Here is a 14,457-nt window from a genome sequence, read left to right on the forward strand (position 1 = left end):
GGCGCTGCGCGCCGCTAATCCGACCTACCATCCACTTGCACGATAAAAAGCCGCGCGGTGCATCTCTGCACCGCGCGGCTTTTTTACGTAGATCGGATTAGGCCGAAGGCCGTAATCCGACATGTATCCGCTTACTTCTTCGTGTAGGTATTCAACCAATCCAAAACGGTGTGATGCCACAGCAGCGAATTGGCCGGTTTCAGTACCCAGTGGTTCTCGTCCGGGAAGACCAGCAGCTTGCTCGGGATGCCCTGGCGCTGCAGCGCCGTGAAAGTACCCAGGCCTTGCGCGGTGGGGATGCGGAAATCGAGGTCGCCCTGGACCACCAGCATCGGTGTCTTCCAGTTTTTCACGAAGTTCACGGGATTGAGCTGCTCGTGCTTGGCCGGTGCGTCGTAGTACGGGCCGCCGTTTTCCCATTCCGTGAACCACAGTTCTTCCGTCGCGTAAGCCATGCCGCGGTTGTCGAACACGCCATCGTGGTTGACCAGGCACTTGAAGCCGTCTGGCCAGTTACCGGCGATCCAGTTCATCATGTAGCCGCCGTACGAGGCGCCCAGCGCGCAGCTGCGCTCGCGGTCCAGCCACGGGAATTTCTTGGTGGCCGCTTCCAGGCCCTTCTGCAAGTCGACCAGCGGCTTGCCGCCCCAGTCGCCGCTGATGGAGTCCGTGAACTTCTGGCCATAGCCGGTCGAACCGTGGAAGTCGATGAAGACGGTGGCGTAGCCGGCGCCCGCATACACTTGCGGATTCCAACGGTAGCTCCAGCTGTTGCCGAAGCTGCCCTGCGGGCCGCCGTGCACGAGGAAAGCGATAGGATATTTTTCACCGGCCTTGGCATTCCACGGTTTCATGACGTGGCCGTAGACGGTCTCGCCATTCGCGCCGGCGAACGAAAACTGTTCATATTCGCCGAAGCGCACGTCGGCCAGGGCTGCCGCATTCTGTTTCGTCAGCTGCACCATTGGCGTGTTTTCCGACTTCGCGTCAAGCTTGCGCGTGTACAGCTGCGCGCCCGAGGCCAGGTTGGCTTGCGCCAGCACGATGGTGTTGCCGCGCACGTCGAAGTCACCCACGGCGCCCTTGCCCGTCAGCGCAGCGACCTTGCCGCTGGCCGCGTCGATGTGGAACAGACGGTGCTGGCCCACGTCATCGGCGGAGACGAGGAAAGCCTTGCTATCCGGCGTCCAGCGGAAGTCGGCCACGGAACGGTCCCAGTCGTCGGCCACGGTGCGCTTCTTGCCGGTGGCGACATCCATCAGCACCAAATGAAAGCGGTCCGCTTCGAAGCCCGGCTTGGTCATGGCGACATAGGCGAGGGTGCGGCCATCGGGCGAGTAGGTGGCTTTCGCGTCCCAGGCCGGATTGTCGGCCGTGAGGTTGCGCGGCGCCTGGCCGCCGGCGGCGGGAATCGTGTAGACGTCGAAGTTGGTCGACCACGATTCCGTGCGGCCGGCCACGCGCACGGAGAAGGCCACGGTCTTGCCGTCCGGGCTGAAATGGTATTCGCCGTTGTCGCCGAACGGTTTTGAAGGCGCGTCGCCGTCGAGGGTGCCGCTCAGGCTCACGGGCGCGGCGCTGACCTTGCCGGTGGCGTCGATCGGCGCCGAGTACAGCGCATTGCGGCGGCCATCGGCCCAGGTATCCCAGTGGCGCACGAACATCTGGTCGTAGACCATGCCGCTTGCCTTGTTCTTGGCTTTGTCATCGAGGCGCTTTTTCGTGCAGGCGAGGTCCGCGCAATCGAGGAAGACGCCCATGCTGAAGGCCAGGCGGTCGCCCTGCGGCGACAAGCGATAGGTGTCGACGTCCAGCGCCAGGTCGGTGACCTTGGCCGCTTCGCCGCCGTTCAGGGGCAGTTGCCACACTTGCGAAGAGCCGGAACGGCCAGACAGGAAGTAGATGGCGTCGCCGTTCGGCGACCATTGCGGGTCGCTGGCGCTGGCGTCGCCGCGCGTGAGCTGGCGTGGTGCCGCGTTCGGCGCGCGCAGGTCGATCATCCACAGCTGCGTATTGCCGCGGTTCTTGTCCAGGTTGGTGGTGCGCACCGTGTAGACGACGCGCGTGGCGTCCGGCGACAGCACGGGGCTGCCCACGCGTTCCATGGCCACCATGTCTTCCACGGTGAAACCGCGCGGCGCGGCCAATGCCGGCACGGCGGCAGTGGTGGCCATGGCGGCACTGAATGCTCCCAAGAGCAGCAGACGTAAACTCATTCAAACTCCCGTTTTATATTGCGACGTTATCGATATGGTATTGACGTGGCCGGCTGTACCGCCGGCAGCCCGACATCATAGCAATAAAGACGCGCCTGCTGCGGGAGTTGACCGCCGGTTAGCCGGCCTGCAGTGCCAGTTGGTCGAGCGCCACGTGCCCCAGGAAACCGCCCCGGCTGGTGGCCGGCACGCCGTCTTCGATGGCGTGGGCAAAGCGGATGCCGGGGTCTAGTTCCAGCGCCGCCAGCACGCGCGCCGTGTTCGGATAATCGGCCAGGCTGGCCAGCTGCAGCGGTTCGGCCCAACGCGCCGTGGCGGCCAGGTAGGCGTCGGCGATGGTCGGTGCCGTGTCCGATACGAGCCAGGCGCGGCCCTCGAGCAGGTGCTCCAGGTGGGCCAGGCTTTTGTTCACTTTCTCGACGGCCATCTCGCGCCAGACGGCCGCGCGCGCATCGTCTGGTGCCGCGCGCGCGGCCTGGAAGGCGGGCATGAAGGCCGCGTGAAACGTCGTGTGCAAAAAGGACAGCACGCTGTTGAGGCGGTCGTAGTCTGGCGTGCCTTGTGCAAAGCCCAGGCTGCTGCCTGGCGCGCGGGCGGCCAGGTGCAGCAGGATCGCCATGCTTTCCAGCAGTGGTGCGCCCGTGTGCGTAAGCAGGGCCGGCGTCTGGCTCAGGGGATTGATGGCGAGAAAGGCCGGATGCTGCTTGCTGGCCGGGTCGCGCGCTTCCACGCGGGCCAGACGATACGGCAAGCCGCTCCATTCGAGGGCGGCGATGGCGGCAAACGAGCAGCCGAACGGCACGCTGTAGATCAGGGTGGTTTCCAAGTCAAACTCCGATGAGGTGAGGGAAGAGCAGTCTAATCGCGATGGTTACTATTTGGAAGAAGGCAGAATAATGTGGTATAGCTACATTTTTTATACCAGATTGGAAGCGAACCATGAAAGACAATGTCTCCGGCTGCGCCGTGGAAGAAGCGATGCGCTTGCTGGGCGGGCGCTGGCGGGTGGTGCTGCTCAGCTATCTGATGGCGGGGCCGAAGCGCTTCAGCGAAATCCGCCGCGCCGTGCCGAATATCTCGCAGCGCATGCTGACCCTGGACTTGCGCGCGCTGGAAGAAGCGGGCTTGCTGACGCGCACGATCTACGCGGAAGTGCCCGTCAAGGTGGAATACCGGCTGACGGATGAGGGCTTGCGTCTGCGCGAACTGGTCGAGATGCTGCGGGCCATCGGCTTGTGCCTGCGCGGACAGGCGGACGCGGGCGGGGCCTTTCTCGCGCCCGATGCCGCAGATAATTCTCTATAGAAACAGCTGTTTTTATGCAAAGTGCTAGACTGCCGGCCTTAGCTCACTACACTCGATACCCATGCGCCTGACTTCCATCGCCCTGACCGCCGCCGCCCTGTTCGCCGCCTTGCCGGCCCAGGCCGCCACCATGCCGACACTCGAGCAAATCCACACCGCCGTGCAGGCGGGCGTGGCCAAGACACAAGCGAAGACGCAGTCGAGCATGCCGTTCGTCATCAAGGTCACCAGCCTGGCCGGCTGCCAGGATTCGCAGGAAGTGCAAGGCGAAGTGGTGTGCCTGGTGGGCATGAGTGCAGGCATGCGCGATGCCTTTAATGTACTGCCCCTGCGTAAAGAGGGCGAAACCTGGGTCGGCGTCGAGCGCAAGAACGCCAAGTTCGCGGGACCGTCGCCGGCCGAGGCGCAAGCGATGATACGCGCGTGGGCCAAGGAAGAAGTGGCGCGCAATCCGGAAGCGGCCAAGGACGTGCAGATGCAGGAAGCGCAGAGCACCATGCAGGTCAAGGCCGTCAACGAATGCGACGTCAAGCGCAAGACGGGCTACCTCGCATGCGATACGGAATTGAGCGTGCCGAGCCGCCCGGAAGCCATCAAGACGGAACTAACCTTCATGCTCGAGAATGGCAACTGGCGCTACGTGCCCCGTTAGACGTCTTTCCGCCGGGACAGCCACGCTGTTCCGGCATCATTCCTGCCATCCCCCGCGGCCACGCCGCCGTCTGCAATATTTGCAGATCCACAAGGCAATCTCATCCGTGAAAATTGCCGATTTAAATTAATAATTAAATATTAAAATTAATGTATCGATGCGGACTGCCGCCGGCTTCCTGCCGTGCCGCATTTGACCACTTCCCCGTGCCCGCAAGGGCTACAGCCAAGGATCCGACCATGCGACTCAATCTTCCCGTCAGCGATACCGAGATCAACCTGAGCGATACCGAGACCATCGTCTCGACTACCGACTTGCAAGGCAATATCACCTATGCCAACCCGTATTTCATCGCCGTCAGCGGTTACAGCGCGGAAGAATTGATCGGTGCGCCGCAAAACATCCTGCGTCATCCGGACATGCCGGTCGAAGCGTTTGCCGATTTCTGGGCCACCATCCGCTCGGGCCGTTCGTGGAGCGGCATGGTGAAAAACCGCTGCAAGAATGGCGATTACTACTGGGTGCTGGCGAACGTCACGCCGGTGGTCGAGGATGGCGTGGCCGTCGGCTACATGTCCGTGCGCACCAAGCCCACGCGCCAGCAGGTGGCGCAGGCGTCCGCCCTGTACGCGCGCATCAAGGCGGGGCAGGCCGATGGCATCGTCATCAGCCAGGGCGCGGCCGTGCGCACGGGCTGGCTGGCCAGGCTGGCGAGCTTGCGCGACCTGCCGCTGGGCAAGCGCATCGGCTGGAATCTGGGCTTGCTGAGCCTGGTACTGCTGCTGCAACTGGCGTGGAATGCGGGCGTGCTGCCGGCCGGCGCGGGCGGCTGGCTGACGGGCCTGTCCGTGCTGGCCTTGGGCGCGACCCTGTATTTCTGGCACAGCTTGCACCGCGCCGTGCTGCAACCGTTGCAGCAGGCGCGCCAGGCCTGCGACGTGATGGCGGGCGGCGACCTGACGGGCGAGCTCGACACCACGCGGCGCGACGAGATGGGGCAGCTGCTGCGCTCCTTGCGCCAGCTGCGCGTCAACCTGCATTCCATCGTCGGCGACGTGCGCGGCAACTTCCTGCGCATCAGCATGGCCAGCCAGGAAATCGCCGCCGGCAATATGGATCTGTCGGGCCGCACGGAAGCGCAGGCATCGGCCCTGCAGCAGACGGCGTCGAGCATGGAACAGCTGGCGGCCACGGTGCAGCAAAACAGCGGCAACGCCGTGCAGGCCAGCGACATGGCGGGCAAGGTCCACGGCCTGGCCGGGCGCGGCGGCGAACTCGTCGGCCAGATGGTGAGCATGATGGCGGACATTAACGCTTCATCGAAGAAGATCGGCGACATTACGGGAATTATCGAAGGCATCGCCTTCCAGACGAATATCCTGGCCCTGAACGCGGCCGTGGAAGCGGCGCGCGCGGGAGACCAGGGGCGCGGTTTTGCCGTCGTGGCGGGCGAGGTGCGCAGCCTGGCCCATCGCAGCGCGGCGGCCGCCACGGAAATCAAGCAATTGATCACGGCGTCTTTGGCGCAGGTGGAGGCGGGCGCGAAGCTGGCGCAGCAGGCGGGCGCCAGCAGCGCCGAGATGCTGGGCGCCGTGCAGGGCGTGCACGGCATCATGGAAGAGATCGCTTCCGCTTCGCGCGAGCAAAGCCACGGCATCGGTCAAGTGAATATGGCCGTCACGCAAATGGATGAAGTGACGCAGCAGAACGCGGCGCTCGTGGAAGAATCGGCGGCGGCATCCGCTTCGCTGCAAGACCAGACCTTGCAGCTTGAACAGGCGATGGCCCTGTTCAAGCTGGAACGGCGGCGCGGCGGCCCGCCCGCGCCTGTACGTCCACCCGAGCGCCGCCGCGCTACAGCAGGCGCTCTGACAGCGCCTTGAAGGCAAGCTCGGGCACGAGAAAGGCGAACGGTGTTGACAGGGGCGGCAGCTGGCCCAGCAAGCCGCAGTCGGCGCGCAAGGCCGTCAGCGCCTGCACTTGACCCACATCGACGGGCAAGTCGATTTCGCCAAAGACCAGCTTGCCGTTGCGCGGCACGTGCGCGATGGCCGCATCTTGGCAGGCGAGGAAGGCGACGGCATCGCGCCAGTTGCCGAATAGTTGCTGCCAGTCTGCATCGAGGCCATGCTCCGCCGTGATGTCCGCCTGTACGTCGAGCAGCGGGGCGCTGCCGGCGCCGGGCGTGATCGTGCAGCGCGCCTGCGTGGCCGTGACTTCCAGCGTCATGTTGTCGGCCAGGTGGGTCGGCAGGATGTCGCTGAACAGCCGCGTGCCCAACGCATGGGGCAAGCTGTCCATGATATTTTTCAAGAAATACACGCAGGGCACGGCGGGCGCGCCCGCTGGCGTATGGTCGAGGTACAAGCGCCAGTTGCTCTGCAGCGGAGATGGCAGCAGCTTGCGCAACGGACCGAGCATGGCAGGGCCGAAATGCCCGTGGCGGTAGGTCAGCACCGTGAATGGCGTCTTGCCATCGCGCTGCCACAGAACCACGCCGGCCGGCAGCAAGTGCTGCGCGGCAGCGGCGTCGACCAGCCAGCTCACGTAGACGACGTCGCGCACGTCGCTGTGCAAAGTGAGGAAGGGCAGGCGCGACATGACGGCCTGGCGCACCGTGGCAAAGTGCGTGCAATTGGCGAGCGCGGCAAACAGTCGCCCCGGCCAGCCCGCACGCGGGTGGCGGTAAGTGTTGTCTTGCAATTGGGAACTTTCGGGAAAGGCGCAGGAAGGTTGATACGCTAACGCTGCAACGTCCGTCCACATCATCGCGAGCGGCAGCGATGTGTGGCTGAGACGCGCAGCTGTGCTAGAGCACAGCGAGCATCGCAGGCCGCACAGGGCGCCGCGCAGCCGATGTGGGCGGGCGTCACTATTACTGCATGTGCCAGCCGTGGCTGACGACGATGGACTGGCCGCTCAAGGCCGTCGACGGGAATGCCGCCAGGAAGACGGCCGTTTGCGCCACGTCTTGCGTGGTGGTGAATTCGCCGTCGATGGTGTCTTTCAGCATCACTTTCTTGATCACGTCTTCTTCGCTGATGTTCAGCTGGGCCGCCTGTTCGGGGATTTGCTTGTCGACCAGCGGCGTGCGCACGAAGCCGGGACAGATGACGTTGGCGCGGATGCCGTCTTTCGCGCCTTCCTTGGCCACTACCTTGGCCAGGCCCAGCAAGCCGTGCTTGGCGGCCACGTAGGCGCTCTTGAACGGCGAGCCTTCGTGCGAATGCACGGAACCCATGTAGATGATGGCGCCGCCGCGGCCGGCCTTGATCATTTCGCGCATGCAGGCGCGCGTGGTGAGGAAGGCGCCGTCCATGTGAATGGCCAGCATCTTTTTCCATTGTTCGAACGGGTAATCGACGACGGGGCTGATGATCTGGATGCCCGCATTGCTGATCAGGATATCGATGCCGCCGAAGTGGGCCACGGCATCGACCACGCCCTTGTCGACCTGTTCTTCGCTCGAGACATCCATGGCGACGGCAAATGCCTGGCCGCCCGATTGCTTGATTTCCTCGGCCGTCTTGCTGGCCGCTTCCAGGACCAGGTCGGCGATGACGACCTTGGCGCCCTGTTTTGCGTATTCGATGGCCATTTCCTTGCCGATGCCACTGGCGGCGCCGGTAATCAGTGCGACTTTGTCTTTGAGTTGCATATTAATCCTTTGCATTGCGGGTTGGAGTGATCGTGGAAAACCTGACTATGCCAGTATAGCGAGAAAACACGGTGTGCATGCCCCGCGCACGTCTATGGGGCTTGCTGCCTGTCAAGGATTTCCTGTAGCCGCCAGGCGCCAGGATTGGTGCCCGCCCACGTGCGAAACGCGTGATTGAACGCGCTTTGTTCCTGGTAGCCGAGCAGGAAGGCGATGTCGACCAGCGACAAATCCGGCTCGCGCAGATAGTCGCGCGCCAGGCCGAACCTGGCCTGGTCCAGCAGGGTCTGGAAGCTGGTGCCCGCGTCGGCCAGCTTGCGCTGCAAGGTGCGCGGCGTCACGGCGAGGGCGGCGGCAACGGTGGCCAGCCGCGCCGAGCCATGGCGCAAGCCTGCCACGATGGCCGCGTGCACTTGCGCGTCGATGGCGCCGCCAGTGTCCGTTTCAGCTTCGCGCTGCGCCAGCAACTGTTCCGCATGCTGGCACAGCACGGGGTACAGGCTGACGTCGGCGTTCGGTACGGGCCAGTCCAGCAATTGCGCGTCGAAAGTGGCCGTGTTGGCGAGGGCGTTGAAGGCGGGCAGGCTGCCCAGCACGCGCACGTATTCGTCGCGGTGGGCCGCGTGGCGCAGCAGCTCGCCGCCGCCATCGTGGGTGAATGCCAGTTTGGCCGGCGGCAGCGGCATGCCGGCCAGCCAGTCGCCGCTGACACGGATGCCGGCAAAGACGCTGTCGACCAGGTGCCGGCTGGCGCCCGGGTAGTTGCTGGTCCAGCGGTAATGCGCGACGGCGCCATCGCGCTGCAGGGCCGACTGGCCCAGGTCGTGCGCCAGCCGTTCATAGCGAGCAGTCTGTTCCAGTACCTGACCCACGTTGCTGCAACTGAGCAGTATCAAGCCATACGCGCTGTACGTGCCCATGCGCACCCGCTGGCCCACATGCAGGCCGAAATGCGCATCGCCCGCCAGCAGCGCGCCCGCATCGAGCAGGCGCACGTAGTCGCGCGCGGCAAGGTTGGGCGCGGAGGCCTCCAGGCTGTGCGGCGCCACGCCGGCCGCTTGCGCCAGGGTGGCTGCTGCGATGCCATGCGCGCCGGCCGCTTCCAGCAGCGGCAGCAGGTAGGCGCCGGCGACCCGGCCTTCAGTGCTTGTCATGATGGAACAATGCGATTGTCATGAAAAACCAATACCCTTCGTCTGTGGCGGAATATGCTATTGATCTAGCAAGAAAATCAGGCAGGAACAGTATAGCAAGCCGCCGTGGCGCGCAACTGGCCGAATACAGGGGATGTCGATGCAACGCTGGAATGGCTGGGGAGACGAGAGCATCACGTATGCGCTGAGCGGGGACGCACTGGCGTTTCTGCGCGAGCGCCTGGGGCCGGGCAGCGGCATCGTCGATGCCACCTTCGACGACGCCTGCGCGCAGGTGCCCGCTTCGCGCCTGGCGCCGCATCCGCTGATCGACACCCAGCCCGCCACGCGCGTGCGCCATGCGCTCGGCCAAAGCCTGCCCGACTGGTTCAAATTGCGTCATGGCCGCATCGGCGCCGTGCCCGACGGCGTGGCCTTTCCCGACAGCGCGCTGCAGGTGCGCCAGCTGCTCGCGTATGCGCGCCAGGCCTGCGTGGCCGTCATCCCGCATGGCGGCGGCACCAGCGTGGCCGGGCATTTGACGGTGGCGGCGGGGCCGCGCCCCGTGCTGTCGGTCAGTCTCGCACGCCTGTGCGCGCTGGGCCACCTGGACCGCGAGGCGCAGCTGGCCACGTTCGGCGCGGGCGTGTATGGCCCCGACCTGGAAGCGCAGCTGCGCGCGCAGGGCTATACCCTGGGCCACTATCCGCAGTCGTTCGAGTATTCGACCCTGGGCGGCTGGATCGCCACGCGCTCGTCGGGCCAGCAATCGTTGCGCTATGGCCGTATCGAGCAGCTGTTCGCGGGCGGCGAAGTGGAAACGCCGGCCGGCACCTTGCGCATCCCCACGTTTCCCGCGTCGGCGGCCGGCATCGACTTGCGCGAAATGGTGCTCGGCTCCGAAGGGCGGCTGGGCATCCTGACGCAGGCGACGGTGCGCGTCTCGCCGCTGCCGCCCTACGAGGCGTTCCACGCCGTGCTCTTTGCAGACTGGGGCCAGGCGCAATCGGCCGTGCGGGCGCTGGCCCAATCGCGCCTGCCCCTGTGCATGCTGCGCCTGTCGAACGCGGTCGAAACGCAAACCATGCTGACCCTGGCCGGGCACAAGAAACTGGTGGGACTGCTGGAACGCTATTTGTCGCTGCGCGGCTGCGGCGAAGGCAAGTGCATGCTGATGCTGGGCGTCATCGGAGAAGCCGGCGCCGCGCGCGCGGCCCTGCGCGGCGCGCTGGCGCTGGCGCGGCGGCATGGCGGCGTGCACGTAGGGCGGCACATGGGCGACAAGTGGAAGCAGGGGCGTTTTCGCAATGTCTACCTGCGCAATGGCGCGTGGGAGCACGGCTATGTGATAGACACGGTGGAGACGGCCGTCGACTGGCCCCGCGTGGCGCCGATGATGGCGGCGCTGGAACAGGCAGGCGTGAATGCGCTGGCCGCGCATGGCGAGCAGGTGCACGCATACACGCATCTGTCGCACGTGTATGCGCAGGGCGCCAGCGTCTACACCACCTATGTTTACCGGCTGGCGTCCACGTACGAGGAAAACATGGCGCGCTGGCGTACCCTGAAGGATGCGGCCAGCGCCGCCATCGTCGCCAACGGCGGCACCATCAGCCACCAGCATGGCGTGGGCACGGACCACGCGCCGTGGCTGATGGCCGAAAAGGGCGAGCTGGGCATCGCCGCCATGCGCGCGCTGCTGCGCCAGTTCGACCCGCAGGGCATGATGAACCCGGGCAAACTGCTGCCTGACGCGGGCAGCGGATTGTGAACAGGGAGGATTTGCCCGGCATCCTGGCGCGCGAATGGGACGTGTTGATCGTTGGCGGCGGCATCACGGGCGCCGGTATCCTGCTGGAAGCGGCGCGGCGCGGTTTGACGGCGCTGCTGGTGGAGCAGCGCGATTTCGCCTGGGGCACGTCGAGCCGTTCATCAAAGCTCGTGCATGGCGGCTTGCGCTACCTGAAGCAGGGCCAGTTCGCGCTGACGCGCGAATCGGTGCACGAGCGGGTAGCCTTGCTGACGGATGCGGCGGGTCTGGTCGAGCCGCAAGGCTTTGCCTTTGGCGACTACACGGGCAGGAAACCGGGGCGGCGCCAGTTCATGCTGGGGCTGGCCATCTACGACATGATGGCGGGCCGGCGCGCGCGCCGCTATGTCGATGCGCTTGACTTTGCCATGCTGGCGCCGCACATCCGGCGCGACGGCCTGCAGGGCGGCATGCTCTACCAGGACGCCAAGACGGACGATGCGCGCCTGGTGCTGCGCGTGCTGCAGGAAGCACGGCGTCATGGCGGCGTGGCCGTCAATTACCTGGGCGTGGCGTCCTTGCTGCGCGACGGTGGCAAGGTCGCCGGCGCCACCTTGACCGATGCGCTCGATGGCAGGGCATTCACGGTGCGCGCGCGCCTGGTGATCAGCGCCACGGGCGCCTGGGCCGACGCCTTGCGGGGACAAGTGGGAGAGCAGCCGAAACTGCGGCCCCTGCGCGGCAGCCATTTGCTGCTGCCTGCCTGGCGTTTGCCGCTGGCGCAAGCTGTCAGCCTGATGCACCCGCACGATGGCCGTCCCGTGTTTGCGTATCCGTGGGAGGGCGTGACCCTGGTGGGCACCACCGATGTCGACCACGGCGCCAGCCTGGACGTGGAGCCGGCCATCACGCGCGGCGAACTCGCTTATCTGCTGGCCGCCTTGCAGTGGCAGTTCCCGCAGCTGGCGCTGGGCGAGGGCGATGTGCTGGCCACGTTTGCCGGCGTGCGTCCCGTGATCGGCAGCGGCCAGCTTGACCCGTCGAAGGAAGCGCGCGAACATGCGCTATGGCTGGAAAACGGCTTGCTGACGGTGGCGGGCGGCAAGCTGACGACGTTTCGCGTGATCGCCCTCGACGCATTGCGCCGTGCCGCGCCGCTGCTGCCGGGCTGGCACGCGGATTTGCGCCCCTTGCCGATTTTCGATGCTGTGCCACCCTTGTCGGGCAAGGCCTTGGCGCTCGATGCCGAACAGCGCGAACGGCTGCTGGGCCGTCATGGCGCGGGGGCGCAAGCGCTGTGCGATGCGGCGCACGATGGCGAACTGGCGCCGATTCCCGGCACGCAGACCCTGTGGGCGCAATTGCGCTGGGGCGCGCGCAGGGAAGACGTGCAGTACCTGGACGACTTGCTGTTGCGGCGCACGCGCATCGGTTTGCAGCTGGCCGGCGGCGCGCTTGCTATCATGCCGCGCCTGCGCGCCATCTGCCAGCGTGAACTGGGCTGGGACGACGCGCGCTGGGAGGCAGAGCAGCAGCGCTACCTGGCCCTGTGGCGCCGCCATTACAGCGTGCCACAAGGCGAATGAAGCAACGATAAAAAAGGAGAGCATCATCGAGACCATCCTGTTTGGCCAGCCCCTGGCGCTGGGCGACGCGCGCATCACCTACGACAGCCTGTCGCCGCTGGACTTGCGCCAGAGCGTGGACGTCCTCGTCGACGACCTGGGCGAAGACCTGCTGCAAATCACGTGCACGAATGGCGACATCGTCGACGTGGGCTGGTATCCGGCCTGGAACGAACAGGGACGCTTGCGCGTGGTGGCAGTGCGGGGACAGGACTGGGAGGCGCCCGTGTTCAGCGCCCGGCCGGACAAGGATCCGCAAGCGCTGCTGCAGGCGCTGCGCGCCGCGCTGGCCAGCCTGGGCTGAGGCCATGGCCAGCGCAGCCGGCCCGGGGCCGTACATTCTCGCCATCGACAATGGCACGCAAAGCGTGCGCGCGCTGCTGTTCGACCGGGACGGCAATCTGGCGGCCAAGGCGCAAGTGTTCCTCGAAGCGTACTATTCCGATCACCCCGGCTGGGCCGAGCACGACGCCGACGGCTACTGGCAAGCCGTGTGCGCAGCGTGCCAGCAGCTGTGGCGCAGCACCGTCATTGAAAAACCGTCGGTCGCAGGCGTGGCAGTCACGACCCAGCGCGGCACGGTCGTCAACGTGGATGAACACGGCGCCCCGCTGCGGCCTGCCATCACGTGGCTGGACCAGCGCAGCACGCGCGACATTCCCCAGTTGGCGCCATGGTGGCGCGCCGCTTTCCGCGCCACGCGTCTCGATGGCACGATCGCGTACTTTCGCCGCGAGGCCGAGATCAACTGGATCAGCGCGCACCAGCCCGACATCTGGCGCCGCACGCACAACTTCCTGCTGCTGTCGGGCTTTTTGAACCACCGCCTCTGCGGAAAATACATCGATTCGACGGGCTCGCAAGTGGCGTACATCCCGTTCGACTACAAGCGCCATGCGTGGGCCGGGCGCTTCGACTGGAAGTGGCAGGCGCTGGCGATCAAGCCGTCCATGCTGCCCGAGCTGGTGACGCCGGGCACGCGCATGGGCGCCATCACGGCATCGGCCGCCGCGGCGACGGGCATCCTGGAAGGCACGCCCTTGCTGGCGGCCGCCGCCGACAAGGCCTGCGAAGTGCTGGGTGCCGGCTGCGTCGAACCGCACGTAGCCTGTCTGAGTTACGGCACCACGGCCACCATCAATACGACCAACCGCAAATACGTGGAAGTGACGCGCTTCATTCCGCCGTATCCGGCCGCCATGCCGGGCGCCTACAGCACGGAAGTGCAGATTTTCCGCGGCTACTGGATGGTCAACTGGTTCAAGGAGCAGTTCGGCGACCGCGAACGGGCGGCGGCCGCCGAAGATGGCACGGGCTTGTCCGCCGAAGCGCTGTTCGACCGCCTGGTCGACGCCGTGCCGCCCGGCTCCATGGGCCTGATGCTGCAGCCGTACTGGAGTCCAGGCATCAAGGTGCCGGGGCCGGAAGCGAAGGGCGCCATGATCGGCTTTGGCGACGTGCACACGCGCGCCCACATCTATCGTGCCATCCTCGAAGGGCTCGCGTATGCGCTGCGCGAAGGCAAGGAGCGCATCGAGCGGCGCAGCGGCATTGCGATTTCGGAGCTGCGCGTCGCGGGCGGCGGTTCGCAAAGCGACGCCGCCATGCAGCTGACGGCCGACATCTTCGGCCTGCCTGCCGCGCGCGCCCACGTGTATGAAAGCTCGGGCCTGGGCGCGGCCATCGCCGCCAGCGTGGGCCTGGGCTGGCATGCGGATTTCCCCGCCGCCGTGCAGGCGATGACGCGCAAGGGCACGGTCTTCCAGCCGCATCCCGAGCACCGCAAGATCTACGAGCAGCTGTACCGGCGCGTGTACCAGAAGATGTATGCGCGGCTGCAGCCGCTGTACCGCGAGATTGCCGATATCACCGGCTATCCGGAATAGCTAGTCATTAAATCGTATTGCGAATCATTCGCATCCGATATATGATGTGTTCCGCATTTCACTAAGGCAACTTATCCCTGTGACTGCAGTGCGCCGCCGGCCATGCGCCGGTGGCGTGTCCGCGCGGGCAGAGTTCCGCCGCAACGCTTCCTTCAACGCCGCCGCTTGATCGTGCACCGCTGTCCTCTGCCCCTGCATTTTTTCATTCCACAAGCATCGAGCAGCAAGCAAA

The 14,457-nt window shown here is 65.7% G+C and carries 12 protein-coding genes; 7 read left to right on the forward strand and 5 right to left on the reverse strand.

Going from position 1 to position 14,457, the window contains the following annotated elements; all coding sequences use genetic code 11:
- Positions 1 to 131: 131 nt before the first annotated feature.
- Positions 132 to 2,216, reverse strand: a complete 2,085-nt coding sequence (locus tag ASN89_RS04860; RefSeq protein ID WP_058048463.1) for an alpha/beta hydrolase family protein — start codon at positions 2,214 to 2,216, stop codon at positions 132 to 134.
- A gap of 118 nt (positions 2,217 to 2,334) precedes the next feature.
- Positions 2,335 to 3,042, reverse strand: a complete 708-nt coding sequence (locus ASN89_RS04865) for a glutathione S-transferase family protein (protein ID WP_058048464.1) — start codon at positions 3,040 to 3,042, stop codon at positions 2,335 to 2,337.
- Between the two features lie 113 nt (positions 3,043 to 3,155).
- Between ASN89_RS04865 and ASN89_RS04870 the strand changes: the two genes are divergently transcribed.
- The 3 genes from ASN89_RS04870 to ASN89_RS04880 all read left to right on the forward strand — a co-directional run bounded on the left by ASN89_RS04870 (position 3,156) and on the right by ASN89_RS04880 (position 6,056).
- Positions 3,156 to 3,521: a winged helix-turn-helix transcriptional regulator gene (locus tag ASN89_RS04870; RefSeq protein ID WP_058048465.1), complete on the forward strand. Its 366-nt coding sequence runs from the start codon at positions 3,156 to 3,158 to the stop codon at positions 3,519 to 3,521.
- Between the two features lie 61 nt (positions 3,522 to 3,582).
- Positions 3,583 to 4,173 carry a hypothetical protein gene (locus ASN89_RS04875; RefSeq protein WP_058048466.1) on the forward strand — a complete coding sequence of 197 codons (591 nt, stop codon included), beginning with the start codon at positions 3,583 to 3,585 and terminating at the stop codon, positions 4,171 to 4,173.
- A 239-nt stretch (positions 4,174 to 4,412) separates the two neighbouring features.
- Positions 4,413 to 6,056 (forward strand): PAS domain-containing methyl-accepting chemotaxis protein, encoded by a 1,644-nt coding sequence (locus tag ASN89_RS04880; RefSeq protein WP_058048467.1) that lies wholly within the window; start codon positions 4,413 to 4,415, stop codon positions 6,054 to 6,056.
- On the opposite strand, the gene ASN89_RS04885 is transcribed toward ASN89_RS04880, so the two are convergent.
- From ASN89_RS04885 to ASN89_RS04895, 3 genes are all read right to left on the reverse strand, one after another.
- Positions 6,028 to 6,876, reverse strand: coding sequence for a DUF2071 domain-containing protein (locus ASN89_RS04885; RefSeq protein ID WP_058048468.1), 849 nt, complete (start codon positions 6,874 to 6,876; stop codon positions 6,028 to 6,030). The two genes, ASN89_RS04880 and ASN89_RS04885, sit on opposite strands and share 29 nt — an antisense overlap.
- Before the next feature lie 172 nt (positions 6,877 to 7,048).
- Positions 7,049 to 7,831 carry a 3-hydroxybutyrate dehydrogenase gene (locus ASN89_RS04890; RefSeq protein WP_058048469.1) on the reverse strand — a complete coding sequence of 261 codons (783 nt, stop codon included), beginning with the start codon at positions 7,829 to 7,831 and terminating at the stop codon, positions 7,049 to 7,051.
- A gap of 92 nt (positions 7,832 to 7,923) precedes the next feature.
- A complete protein-coding gene (locus ASN89_RS04895; RefSeq protein ID WP_058048470.1) occupies positions 7,924 to 8,985 on the reverse strand; it encodes an AraC family transcriptional regulator in 1,062 nt (353 codons plus the stop codon).
- Positions 8,986 to 9,124: 139 nt separating this feature from the next.
- Between ASN89_RS04895 and ASN89_RS04900 the strand changes: the two genes are divergently transcribed.
- From ASN89_RS04900 to ASN89_RS04915, 4 genes are read left to right on the forward strand one after another with little or no spacing between them, the layout of a single operon-like run.
- Positions 9,125 to 10,735, forward strand: coding sequence for an FAD-binding oxidoreductase (locus ASN89_RS04900; protein WP_058048544.1), 1,611 nt, complete (start codon positions 9,125 to 9,127; stop codon positions 10,733 to 10,735).
- Positions 10,732 to 12,300 carry a glycerol-3-phosphate dehydrogenase/oxidase gene (locus ASN89_RS04905; protein WP_058048471.1) on the forward strand — a complete coding sequence of 523 codons (1,569 nt, stop codon included), beginning with the start codon at positions 10,732 to 10,734 and terminating at the stop codon, positions 12,298 to 12,300. The genes ASN89_RS04900 and ASN89_RS04905 overlap by 4 nt, the downstream gene beginning before the upstream one ends.
- Positions 12,206 to 12,643 carry a hypothetical protein gene (locus ASN89_RS04910; protein ID WP_058048472.1) on the forward strand — a complete coding sequence of 146 codons (438 nt, stop codon included), beginning with the start codon at positions 12,206 to 12,208 and terminating at the stop codon, positions 12,641 to 12,643. The genes ASN89_RS04905 and ASN89_RS04910 overlap by 95 nt, the downstream gene beginning before the upstream one ends.
- A 4-nt stretch (positions 12,644 to 12,647) precedes the next feature.
- Positions 12,648 to 14,225: an FGGY-family carbohydrate kinase gene (locus ASN89_RS04915; protein ID WP_058048473.1), complete on the forward strand. Its 1,578-nt coding sequence runs from the start codon at positions 12,648 to 12,650 to the stop codon at positions 14,223 to 14,225.
- The last annotated feature ends 232 nt before the right edge of the window (positions 14,226 to 14,457 follow it).

It is taken from the genome of Janthinobacterium sp. Ant5-2-1 (assembly GCF_001445815.1).
Taxonomy (GTDB): domain Bacteria; phylum Pseudomonadota; class Gammaproteobacteria; order Burkholderiales; family Burkholderiaceae_D; genus Janthinobacterium; species Janthinobacterium lividum_E.